This is a genomic window from Pedobacter hartonius, from assembly GCF_900107535.1.
Lineage (GTDB): Bacteria > Bacteroidota > Bacteroidia > Sphingobacteriales > Sphingobacteriaceae > Pedobacter > Pedobacter hartonius.
The window spans coordinates 14,961-27,510 of the sequence record NZ_FNRA01000015.1 but is presented as its reverse complement, the minus strand read 5'-3'; the positions used below and the strand labels follow the sequence as shown (position 1 = coordinate 27,510).

10 protein-coding genes are annotated in these 12,550 nt (G+C 46.4%); all 10 read right to left on the bottom strand.

The window, feature by feature from the left end; all coding sequences use genetic code 11:
* Window positions 1–14: 14 nt before the first annotated feature.
* The 10 genes from BLW16_RS20630 to modA all read right to left on the bottom strand — a co-directional run bounded on the left by BLW16_RS20630 (window position 15) and on the right by modA (window position 12,513).
* Window positions 15–3,014, bottom strand: coding sequence for a SusC/RagA family TonB-linked outer membrane protein (locus BLW16_RS20630; protein WP_175470669.1), 3,000 nt, complete (start codon window positions 3,012–3,014; stop codon window positions 15–17).
* Window positions 3,015–3,054: 40 nt separating this feature from the next.
* Entirely contained in the window at window positions 3,055–4,248 is a 1,194-nt protein-coding gene (locus BLW16_RS20625) for an anhydro-N-acetylmuramic acid kinase (protein WP_090559850.1), read from the bottom strand.
* A gap of 318 nt (window positions 4,249–4,566) precedes the next feature.
* Window positions 4,567–7,161, bottom strand: coding sequence for a phosphatidylglycerol lysyltransferase domain-containing protein (locus tag BLW16_RS20620; protein WP_090559776.1), 2,595 nt, complete (start codon window positions 7,159–7,161; stop codon window positions 4,567–4,569).
* Window positions 7,162–7,241: 80 nt separating this feature from the next.
* A complete protein-coding gene (locus tag BLW16_RS20615; RefSeq protein WP_090559775.1) occupies window positions 7,242–7,775 on the bottom strand; it encodes a DsbA family protein in 534 nt (177 codons plus the stop codon).
* Complete coding sequence (locus BLW16_RS20610) at window positions 7,768–8,271, bottom strand: redoxin domain-containing protein (protein ID WP_090559774.1); 504 nt, start codon at window positions 8,269–8,271, stop codon at window positions 7,768–7,770. The genes BLW16_RS20615 and BLW16_RS20610 overlap by 8 nt, the downstream gene beginning before the upstream one ends.
* Before the next feature lie 66 nt (window positions 8,272–8,337).
* The gene (locus BLW16_RS20605) at window positions 8,338–9,522 is read right to left on the bottom strand and encodes an MFS transporter (RefSeq protein WP_090559773.1); all 1,185 of its coding nucleotides are present in this window, start codon (window positions 9,520–9,522) and stop codon (window positions 8,338–8,340) included.
* Window positions 9,523–9,636: 114 nt separating this feature from the next.
* Entirely contained in the window at window positions 9,637–10,440 is an 804-nt protein-coding gene (gene map / locus BLW16_RS20600) for a type I methionyl aminopeptidase (protein WP_090559772.1), read from the bottom strand.
* A 19-nt stretch (window positions 10,441–10,459) separates the two neighbouring features.
* Window positions 10,460–11,077 carry an ABC transporter ATP-binding protein gene (locus BLW16_RS20595; protein ID WP_090559771.1) on the bottom strand — a complete coding sequence of 206 codons (618 nt, stop codon included), beginning with the start codon at window positions 11,075–11,077 and terminating at the stop codon, window positions 10,460–10,462.
* Entirely contained in the window at window positions 11,074–11,745 is a 672-nt protein-coding gene (modB, locus tag BLW16_RS20590; protein WP_175470668.1) for a molybdate ABC transporter permease subunit, read from the bottom strand. Before modB ends, BLW16_RS20595 begins: the two co-directional genes overlap by 4 nt.
* A gap of 15 nt (window positions 11,746–11,760) precedes the next feature.
* Window positions 11,761–12,513: a molybdate ABC transporter substrate-binding protein gene (modA, locus tag BLW16_RS20585; protein ID WP_090559769.1), complete on the bottom strand. Its 753-nt coding sequence runs from the start codon at window positions 12,511–12,513 to the stop codon at window positions 11,761–11,763.
* Between the last annotated feature and the right edge of the window lie 37 nt (window positions 12,514–12,550).

Genomic DNA, 12,550 nt, shown 5'->3' with positions numbered 1-12,550 from the left:
AAATTGAAGAATTCTTAAAAAGTGATGTTAAAACCTGCAACGATCGTTCTCGGGATCGGCACTTCCACGAAGTCGAACCCGCGGACCGCAGAGCTTTGTCCTGCCGCGTTTACCTCAGGGTCATATCCACTGTAACTATCAAACGACAGCAGGTTACGTCCTGCAAGGCTGAACCGCATACTTCCGGTTTTCAGGAATTTTGGTTTAAACTCATAACTTACTGAAGCTTCTCTCAGTTTCACATAAGAACCATCTTCGATCCAGTTTTCAAAGATCGCAAACTCCGCGGCCGACGTACCTTTAGGCACCTCACCTTTCAGCTCCTTCTCGTAACCAACCAGTCCTCCGTAAAGATCCCGGTCGCCCACCCGTTTTGTAAAGTTAAACACATCACCACCGATAGAAGCGTCAAACTGTGTGCGGAACGACCAGTGTTTACCGATATTGAACTCATTGATCAGGGAGCCTATCCAGTCCGGGTTAGGGTCACCGATCACCTTTTTCAGTGTTGCTCCCGAAGGCTGTCCGTTGGCGTCACGGCCAACTTTCTCTGTTGTAGGCAAACCGGCTGCATTCAGCAGCAGTGAGCCATCGGCGTTACGTGCAAAATAGGTGGAATAAAACGTACCTAAGGGTTGTCCGTCCACAGCAGCTACCTGGCTGAAACCACCGGCAAAAAGTAACACTCCGCCCGGGATGTCATTGATCTGGTTGCGGTTCCTTGAATAAGTTGCCGTTACGTTCCACCTGAAATTATCCTTGAGGATGGGTACTCCCCTTACCATCAGCTCGATTCCTTTATTGGTCATCGTCCCGATGTTCAGGTACTGACTCAGGTAACCTTCAGAAGGTGCCAGGCTGGCGAGCAGGATCAGGTCTTTCACATCCTTTTTGTAGTAACTGAATTCCAGGCTTAACCTGTCTTTGAAAAAGCTCATGTCTGTACCCACCTCAAACTCTGTCTGGCGTTCCGGTTTGATATCCGGGTTCCCCAGTAATGTGGGCGATGTTACAGAAGGTTGTCCTGAAACATTTACAGGAACGTAGGATGTGGTTTTATCATAAGCCCCGATTGCCGTTAAATTTCCTGCCTGTCCGTATGATGAACGGATCTTAAAGCTGGAGATCACATTGGAGATCTTTGAGTCGGTCCAGAATTTCTCATTGGAGATCACATAACTGCCGCTTACTTTGGGGTAGAACTGGCCCCTGAATTTTTCACCAAAAACAGACGACTCATCATAACGTGCTGCACCGGTGATATAGAATTTGTTCAGGATGCCAAAAGTCTGCTGCGCAAAAGCACCCAGGATATTCACGTCACTGCGGTATTCAGAGGCAACAGAAACCCCGTTATTGATTGTCTGGCCAATCGGGCCCAGTAAAGTAGCCGTAATACTTGTCTGGTATGTTTTCTGACTTTGTGCTGTACCGCCAATGCCCGAAGTAGATTCCAGCCAGTCATTTATTTTAGTCTGGTAAGAGATATTCAAATCGTTATTCACCAGGAAGGTGGTCTGATCTGCCCTTCTTGAATAACCTGTATTGTAACTTGGCGTAGTATTGCCCACCGGGATGTATCCTGTACCAATTTGCGTGGCATTATCATATCCCAGGACATAGTTGATGTTCAATCCTTTTACCGGGTTGGCCATCAGCTGGAAATCTCCGATAAAGCGGCTGGTACGCTGCTGAAAGTCAAACCTGTTGATCGCCTCCAGCGGGTTGGTTCTGGCAATAGCGGTAGACAGAGAGGGGTACACCCCATTAACAGGATAAGGATTAATATAGTTATTGGAGAAAATAAAACCTGTCAATGCACCATAGGCCTCATTGATACCACCGTTTGGAACTTCATTACTTGTACTCAGGATATAATTGGTACCGATGGACATCTTCAGCCAGTTATTCAGTTTCTGATCGATCTTTGCGCGGACACCTGCCCTTCTGAAATTGGTAGCATCGATGATTCCCTGGTTACCGAGGAAGTTACCGCTTACATAATATTGTGTATTTTCTGTTCCACCCGAAACAGACAGGTTATTTTCCGTTCCGATGGCAGTCCTGAAAATATCATCCTGGTAATCGTAACGGCTAACTGCTGTTTGCGTCAGATCGGTAGCCAGCGTATTGTTAAAGCGGAATGGATAAGTATTCACTTCCAGCTTTTTTCTAAGCTCGCTTACTTTCAGCTGTGAAGAAAAGTTAAACTGTGTTTTCCCTATTTTACCTTTCTTGGTGAAGATTTGCACTACCCCGTTACTTGCCCTCGATCCATAGATCGCGGCAGCGGCAGCACCTTTGATGATCTCCATATGGTCAATATCATTGGGATTGATGTCTACCATACGGTTCTGGGAATAGCCGCCCAGATCCAGCAGTTCCGAAGAGTTATTGTTGACGATCACTCCATCCACGATATACAGCGGGTCACCGGATCCGGCAACGGTACTTGTACCGCGGAGCCTTACACTGATCCCTCCTGCAGGGTTTCCTGAATTCTGGGTGATCTGCGCGCCGGATATCTTGCCCGCCAGTGCCTGATCTATTGAGGTGGCCGAGCTGTTGGCAATATCTCCTGCATTTACCGTAGCAATGGCATTTCCAAGTGTCTTACGGCTTGTGGCTACCGAGGTTCCTGTTACGACAACCTCATTTAACCGCAGGTAATCTTCAGCGATCTTTGCGTCCAGCGTAACTAAAGGGCTGCCCCCCAGCACAATGTCTTTCAGCACCGGTGAATACCCGATAAAGCTGAAGGTAAGCTGATATTTTCCGGGTTTCAGGCTGGTACTGATCTGGTAAGCGCCATCGCGGCTTGCTACAGCGCCGCCACTGGCATTGCTGATCCTTACGGTGGCACCCGGGATCGGTTCATTGGTTCTTGCATCCGTAATTACACCTTTTATGGTATAATCGCGGGTTTGGGCAACTCCCAAACCTGCGTGGAACAGGAACATTAAGACCAGCAGAAGAGCGAGCTGGCAGGGTCGGTTGAGTAAAGTTTTTCTCATACTTTGATTGATTTGATAGGTTGTCTTGTGGATTGATATATTAATAAGGAAGGCTTATTTTCCCCATGGTTACACTGGGGATTCCCTGCCTGGCACCAAAATCTGTATCGCCACCGGCCACACATTCATTCGCCAGCAGGGCGAAAAGAACCGCCTCTTTGGCATCCGGATTTATTCCGAGCGCTGTAGTATTCCTAAGTTCAAAGCCCAGTCCTGCGGTAAGTTTATCTACCAGCAGCGGGTTATGCATCCCCCCTCCGCTCAGGTAAACAGCGAAAGGCTGATCACCGATCGAAGTCCTGATTGCAGCAATGATGCTTCTGGCAGTAAACTCACACAGTGAAGCGAGTATATCTTCAGGTGCCAGGGCTTCCTGTCCTGATTGTTTTTGCGCAGCACGGAGATAGGCGATATTGAACAGCTCCGGTCCTGTGGTGCGGGGAAAAGGATCAGCAAAAAAGTCGTTGTCCATCAGTGCTGCTACCAGTGCCTCATTCACCTTTCCTGTTTTCGCGACAGCAGCATCCTGGTCATAATATTTTCCGGGATAATGCAATTGTATGAACTGGTCCATCATCGTATTTCCGGGACCAACATCGGTAGAAAAAACGTGATTGGCGTCCCTTCCGGCAGGCAGATAGGTAAAGTTGGAAATACCGCCGATGTTCAGCAGGATCCTGTTCTCATCAGGACTTGAAAATAAGAGGTAATCACCATAAACGGCAAGTGGTGCACCCTCACCACCGGCAGCAATATGTTTTTGCCGGAAATCACTCAGGGTGATGATGCCTGTTTTTACCGCGATATGGTCCCCGTCTCCGATCTGTAAGGTGGCATCAGGAAAGGGAATTTGCTGATGAAGGGAAAAAGGCGCATGAAAGATTGTCTGGCCATGGCTGGCGATCAGGTCTACAGCGTCAACCGGGTAGTCCCATTTCTTCAGCGCTTCCAGGATCAGCTCTGCAGAATACGTTCCGATCAGGGCATTCAGCAGCGTCACCTGCTGCAGGCTTACCTGGCCTTTAAAAGAAATTGATTTCAGCTGTTCCTTGAATGCTTCTTTATACGGAAAAGTAATAAAATGGAGCACTTTCAGCCGGGTGTTCAATCCGGAGCCGCTAAATTCACACAGGGCGATATCAAGCCCGTCCAATGATGTTCCTGACATTAAACCGGCAATGACCCTTGTGGAAGCGCTGCTTATCCCTGCTAATTTTGAGATTTGATTGTTCATTTTAAAAATCTGGTATATGGACTTGCCGGTAATCCGGGAATTAAAACCGCAGAGAACAGCAATAAATCCTTTTAAACGTTGATATTTTAAATATATGGATTTATAAATGACAATTCTTGCATATTTTAAATAATAAAATGCAAAAACATGCAGCCAACATAAATACATGCATCTGTTTAGAAAGCTTATACCATTTAGCAAACGCATAAAGCCTGCATCAATAAAATAAAATAGCATTTTCAGGAAAAATCCGGGAGTTTAACTACAGTCTTCTTAAAAAAAGATCATTTCACAACAGATCCTGCATGATCTTTCAGTCTAAGGCCTGATCACTTTTGCTAAAACAGCAGGAACCTGGATCAGATCATAATCCTGGTCATAAACCAGGTATTTATTGTGCCATTCCGGTGAAAATTTGTCCTTGGCATCCCTGAGTCCTTTATAATGAGAGAAAGAGCGGATTTTTTCATAGGCAAATTTCATGGAACGCTCGGTCAGGTTTTTGGGATCATCCAATCCTGACAGGGGCGCAAAACCGATGTTAACCGAACTGCGGCCTGCAGCTTTCAGGTATTTGAACAGCTCCACGAGGATAAAGTCGATCACTCCGTTTGGTGCATCCTGTGTTTTCCGGATGAGGTCATAAGTTCCTTCGCCTTTGGCATAATCGGGGATTACATTCAAGAAAGCCACAATCTTTTCCTCCGAATTCTCTACGGTGATGATCGTTTGTTTCTTCAGTTCATCCCAGTCGAACATCCCCTGCGAGAATACGATCTCCTCCCTTTCGGTATCAGCAAGCCATTCATCCGAAACGGATTTTATTTTCTGGAGCAGCCCGTCTTTTACAGGTGCAGTGTAAAGTTTACTCTTGAAGCCTTTCTCGCTTACCTTTTTCAGTGCATTACGGATAGACTTGCGGTTTCCGCCGTCCAGCGTAAACGTGTTCAGGTCTACCACGCCTTCCTGCCCGAGGTACAATTTCTTCTTGCCACAGGCGATAAATGGTTCCAGTGTTTCTTCCGCTACGCGGTAGTAGAAACTTTTCATTCCGCTCTCAAAGCAGTATTTATCAAATGACCTGATAAAAACCGCCAGATTCTCCGGTGCCGTAACCGGCGATTCCAGTACTACGGCGAAGTTTCCTGAAATACGATAAGAAATAAATCCTTCCAGTTCTTCCGCACGGTAGATCAGCTTATCGTGATAGGTTTTAAAGTAATCCATGGCAGAGTTGCCATACAGATCAAGTTGTTTTCTGGCCCATTCAAATTCTTCCTCATCCGTAGTTTCCTTGAGGATATAAGGACGGATCAGCGTGTAGACCAGGAAAGCAAGGGACAGGAAACCGCTGAAATTGATCGAATACAAAAACCCCTGGGCAAAAGAATCCTGTGCCAGCAGGTCATCATTACCGATCAGCACAAAGTTTTCCAGTGTGTAACGAACGGACTGCAGGAAACTGAAATCGACATTGAAGTGTTTGGCATCGAGGAAATAAAAGCCTAACGTGCCATACAGCACTACGGCCGCCACACTGAGTAAGGTTGTTTGAATACCCAGATAGCGAAGCTTTGAATTATGTTTTACGTAATACTCTTTCCTGGAGGCGATCAGGCCGATGATCACGATTACCGAAAAAGTGGCCTCTTCATAGTCGATCGCTTTGGTCATGTTACCGATTAATGATAACAAACAGAGGCCCATGGCAAAGTACCAGGCCATTTTTAGTCCTTTGAGCATAAATGCCGCAGTGACCAGGAGGAACAATCCTGCCACCAGAACAAAATAGTTGGAAGCTGCAATGGCTGATACGGGGAGGAAGTTCTTCAGGAAAACAAGCCTTTCATGGATAGCTGGCGTTAATACAGACACCACATTGACGATGCCCAGCACCAGGATCAGCAGGGCCGGAACAATACGCATCAGCAGCTTATTGATTTTCACCAGAAAACTCAGGGCGCCCAGTAACAAAGGTATCCAGAATTCCATGAAGCGGTAAAGGAAGGTCACGGAAACTGCAGCAGCTTCGGTGTATCCCATCCTGATCAGCATGAAGGTCATTGATGCTTCAACAGCACCAAGGCCGCGCAGAAATGGAGAAATGATCAGGAACACTACCCCTACCACATAACTAACCGTTGCAATCAGCACTGAAGGCTGGATGCCGAGTGCCAGCATGGCTATATAAATATGCAGGACCCCAAAGATCTCGATCAGCATACTCCAGAGAAAAGTCCTGATGAAACTTTTCCGTTCTATCTTGTTATTTTTGAATTCCGCCAGAAATACGTCTACCACCGGAATATATCTGACGATAAACCGGTAGAACCTACCGTTCAACGCGATAGAACGGTAGATGAGGTAAACACCGCCGATCAGGGCAAACACAGCTACCAGGCCAAACCATTCTCCCGCACCGATGCTCCCTTCAAAGATCGCATAAATAAAAACGGGAACGGCGATCACCACTACAGAGAGAATCCCTACAAAACCGTAGATGGAAGATGCAAAATTGATCTGCGACTTGCTGACTCCGCTTTTCTCGATATTGCCGCTGAAAAAGGCAAGAGAAGAAACTCCACCAGCGGGTAAAAACACACTGATGAAATTTCTTTTCATATATAACATGGTGGCATCGATCAGCCCTACTGTACTGCCAACTGCGGCAAAGGATGCCCTGTACATTTCTCCGTGCACAAATACATACACCACGCTCAATGCTACACCCAGGGTTATCCAATCCCATTTAGAGGTGATCACCAGATGTTTTACCTGCTGCAGCTCTGCCTGCTCATGCTGAATAAACCATATGGCCAGACCTATAAAAAACAAGGTGAAGATATAGCTGAAAATGATCTTGTAATTTTCCCTGATGAAAGGAACGGGATTATATTTTAGCGATAATTTCATTTGCTGATTGACGTTTCAAGAGGTTTGAATGCGTTCAAAAGTAGGCACAATTCTCCGGTTTTGACGTATTGGCAGCAGAATTACCTTAAGGAGGAAAGATATTCCATCAAGGGTTCATACTCCCAGTCGCCATCGTACCTGCTGCCGTTCACAAAAAATGAAGGCGTACCATTTACACCACTTTCTACGCCGCTCATAAAACTTTGCTGCACTTTGTCTTCATAGGTACCGCCCTGCAGCTCGTTCTGAAATCCCTCCTCATCCAAACCAAGATTGGCAGCATGGGTAGCAAGACTGGAATCATCAAGGGCATCCTGGTTTTCAAACAGCACATCATGATATTCCCAGAATTTGCCTCCCGCATCTGCAATCTCGGAGGCTTCGGCAGCATGTTCTGCATGGGGATGTGATTGTGAAAGCGGAAAATTGCGGAATACAAAACAGAGATCCTTACCGAGATGCTGCTGGATCTTCTTTACAATAGGATATGCACGCCCGCAGTGCACACATTCATAATCACCATATTCTACGAGCACCAGTGCTGCATCGATGTTTCCCTGAAGATGATCATCTTCAGTCACGGGAACCGTTAAGTCATTACCTAGATCAGTCATGATGAACTCCTTCCTTAATTTCCTTTAAAGCTTCCAGGATATGATTGGCACCTGGGTTAATTTCCATTGGGGACAGATAGCTCCAGCGGATCACGCCTTCGGCGTCAATCACAAATAAGGCCCTTTCTGTAAAGCCATCCTGCTCCCGGTACACACCATATTTTCTGGCAACTTCGCCCTTAGGCTCAAAATCTGCCAGCAACCTGATTTTATATTCCCTGTTTTCACGGAATGCCTGGTGGCAGAAAGCGCTGTCTACTGATATCCCTATCAGTTCTGCGTCTAACTTTTCAAACATGGGGATCAGTTCATTGTACAGTGCCAGCTGGTCGCCGCAAACGGCACTCCAGTCTGCCGGGTAAAAGGCAAGTACTACGTTTTTTCCTTTAAGATCACTGAGTTTAACCATTTCACCCGCATCTCCTGCCGATGTTCCGGCGGTGCTTTGCAAAGCGAAATCAGGCGCAGGAGTACCTGCTGATAATATATTGCTCATCTGCTATTGTTTTAGAATGTATAGTTTCAGAACAACGGGGTTAAAACAATTGTTTCGGTTAAGAAATTACTTTTTCGAAAAAAATACAATCCCCAGGGCAATGGCAGCCCAGGCGAGCATCTGCCAGGTAGACAAATCCCAGCCGCCATGTTTCCAGCAAAGCAGGCCAAAAAACGTACCGATGCCGCCGCCAATAAAATAGGTGGTCATATAGATTGTATTTAAACGGCTGTGTGAATTTTCGTCCAGGGAATAGATTCTGGCAAAATTGGTGATCTGCGTGGCCTGCACACCGATATCCAGAACAAAGATGGCTATCACCATCACCAGCACTGAAAGCGGGAAAACCTTCAGCAGGATCAGGCTGAAGATGATCATGGAAACAGTCATCAGCAAAGAACTGCGTGTATTTCCCTTATCAGCCAGCTTCCCGAAATACGGCGCAACGAGAGCTCCGCCTATAGCTACCAGTCCGAATAAACCTATGGTATCTGCATGAAAGTTAAACGCCGGGCCGCTCAGGTAAAAGGTGACAGTTGTCCAGAAAGAACAGAAAATACCAAAAGTAAATGCACCCAGAATGGCCGACTGGCGAAGAATCTGATGTTCCTTTACCAGTACAAGAGTTGATTTAAGTAACGCTAAGTAATTCCCTGAAAATTTATGTTTTACATCCGGCAGATAGAGCTTTAACAATACAGTGACCACAACCACCATCACCGCTGAAATGCCATATACGTATCTCCAGCCCAGCCAGTCTGTAATGAATCCGCTGATCACCCTCGACCCGAGGATACCCACCAGGATACCACTGAAAACGATTCCTACCGTTTTGCCGCGGTTCACCTTATCCAGGCTTGCCGCCATGGGCAAAATGATCTGTGCCGGAGCAGAACAGATCCCGATCAGCAGGCTCAGCACCCAGACAAAAAACACGCCCTTCGATAATACCATCAGCACCAGCGAAAGGGCCAGCAGGATCATCAGGGTCAGGATCAGTTTTTTACGGTTCACCATATCCCCCATAGGAATCAGGAAGAACATACCCAGGCCATATCCCAGCTGTGAAAACATGGAGACCCTGCCAATTTCTACATCAGTAGCATGCAGAGAAGTGGCCATTTCCTTTAAGATGGGCTGATTGTAATAAATATTCGCGACGGTCACTCCCGCAGCGATAGCCATTAGTAAGATCGTACCTGATTTCAACGGGTCACCATCCTGGTGATAATTTTCATGTCCAGCTTTCATTGGCGACAAAAATAGGGCTATAGGCCAATGATTCACCAGGATGCCCCGGTTTTTTTCAGTCCCCGTTTATCATATTAAAATCAGATGACAAAGAAGATTTCCAGGGTACCGTTCTTATTCGTAATACGAAGAGTTGAGATTCTGATTTGCCTTTTCCGCTTTTTCGATCGGTGCAAAATCTGAAAGCACCAGGGCGGTATCCGGTTTAATACAAACATCGTGTTCAAAATGGACGGATATTGAGCCGTCAGCCGTCCTGATCGCCCAGCCTTTGCCTTCATCGACCACATCATGTTTTCCCAGATTCACCATTGGCTCAATGGCCAGTACCAGGTTTTCCCTCATCAGGATGCCGCTTGCCTTTCTCCCGAAGTTAGGCACCTGCGGCCCTTCATGCATGGCACGGCCAATCCCATGGCCTACAAGTTCCCTTACCACTCCAAATCCCTGTTTTTCATTGTAGTGCTGGATCGCACTGCTGATCTCCCCCAGATAGTTACCTGCGATAGCCTGTTTAATTCCCTCAAACAGAGAATCTTTAGCGGTTTTTATCAGTTTCAGGATCTCCTCCGGGGTATCCCCTAAAATGAAGGTGTAGGCAGAATCGCCATGGAATTCATTTTTAACTACTCCCACGTCTATAGAGACCACATCCCCTTCACGCAGCGGCAGTTCATTAGGTAATCCATGAACAATTATATCGTTAACAGAGGTACAGATATGGAAGGGATAACCACCGTAATTATGAAAAGAAGGGACAGCATCATGATCGCTGATAAATTCGTTGGCGAGCTTATCCAGGCTCATTGTCGTGATACCAGGTTTTAATACTTTGGCGATCTCTGCAATGGTATCGCTTACCAGCATAGCGCTGATCCGCATCAATTCAATTTCTTCTTCTGTTTTAAAAAAAATCATCTCTTAAAATTTTATTATTTCAATCAATTTTTAAACTACGATCGGCAAAACCCAGGGTTTCCTGCGCATGGTGGCTCACGATGATGGTAGTAGTTCCAAATTCCTTTAACAATATTTTCAGGTCTGTGATCAATGTTTCCCGGAGCTCATCGTCCATTGCCGAAAATGCCTCATCCATCAGCAGCAGCTTTGGCCGCTGTGCAAGGGCACGGAGTATGGCAAGGCGCTGCTGCTGGCCGCCGGACAGTTGATGCGGACGGTGACCGGCAAATGTTTCCATTTTCCCTGCACGCAGCAGCCGGCTGACCAGCTGATGGTCCTGTGTGGCATACCGCAGGTGTTCCAGGGCAGTCATATTCGGAAACAGCGCATAATCCTGGAATACAAAACCAGCTTTTCTTTCCTGGGGCGGCAGGTTGATCTTTTTCTGCGTATCCAGCCAGGTCTGGCCGGCTACTTTAATGATCCCCCGGTCTGGCGTAATCAGACCGGCAATGATCTTTAAAAAAGTGGTCTTGCCTATTCCAGACGGGCCGTAGACCTTAGTGACAGAAGATACGGGAAATACGTCTTCCACCCGCAGGCGGTTATATCCCATATAGGTTTTTATTTTTTTGTCTATAGCTATTTCAATCATTCCAGTGGCCCCTTTAAAGAATTTCTGTTAAAAATAAAGACCAGGATCACGATCACAAATGTAATGGCAAATAAGACCAGTGAATATAAGTTCGCCTCATGGTATTGATTATTGTCGACAGCATCGTAAATCGCAATAGAAGCCACTTTAGTTACACCTTCCAATTTTCCGCCGATCATGAGCACCACCCCGAATTCCCCGAGTGTATGCGCAAATGTAAGCACCACAGCAGTCCAGAGTGATGATTTGATGTTCGGCAGCAGCACCCGGCAGAAGGTTTCAAACTTAGACTTCCCCATGGTATAGGAGGCTTCTGCCAGCGAGGCCGGTAAATGGGCAAGCGCAGATTTTACAGGGCTCACCATGAAGGGAAGACTATAGATCACAGAGGCCACAACCAAACCCTCAAAAGAGAAAACCAGGCTTATGTTAAAATACTCCAGCAGCCATTTGCCCAAAATGCTGTTGGGGCTGAAGCTGAGCAGTAAATAAAATCCCAGCACTGAGGGTGGCAGTACCAGCGGCATGGTCAGTATGGCCTCTATAATGACCTTCAGCAGCGAGCCGCGCCTGGACAGCCAGTACGCCATAGGAATGCCGGTAACCAGCAGTATCAGAGTAGTAATGGCAGCAAGCTTAAGGCTGAGCCATATTGGAGTCCATTCCATTAAAATTTTCTTTTTTTATGTTGTGGTATAGCCAAATTTCTTAAAAATAGCTTTTGCACCAGCAGAGAAAAGATAATCAAAAAATCTCTTATTATTTACAAAATTCTTGTTTTTTGAATACTTTAACATCACCGCGCCCTGCCTGATCGGGGCATAGGCCGAAGGATCAACTTTTTGCCATTGGAATTGCTGCAAAGGATCAAGCTCGTAGACCAGCGACTGTGTAGTGAAGCCAATATTCACCGCTCCTTTGAGCACATAGGTATTCACCTGGCTGATGCTTTCGGCAAAAACCAGCCTGCCGGTGGCTGCCTGATAAAGGTTGTAATGGTTTAAAGCTTCTTCAGCTGCTTTACCGTAGGGCGCAAGCTTCGGAGTGGCTATCGCGATCTTACCCGGAGTTTTGCTGCTGATGTAAGATTTCCAGTTTTTGACATCTGCACCCGTGGAGGAACAGACAATAAGGCTGCCCAATGCATAAACCTTCGGTTGGTTTAACGCAAAACCGTCAGCATATATGCTTTGTGCAAAATCCATATCGGCAGACAGAAATATATCATAGGGAGCGCCATTTTTTATCTGCGCAGTGAGTTTACCGGATGCCCCGCTGATCACTTCTACTGTGATGCCTGTCCGCTTCCTGAAATCACCGGCCAGCTTCCTTAATACGAACTGTGCGTTGGCAGCAACTGCTACCCTTACGGGCTGCGCGAATGTAGATATGGATACCAGCGTAATGAGGGTGAATAGAATGAATCTTTTAAACATGCAGGGGTCTTTAAACAGCTAAATGTAAACCAATGAT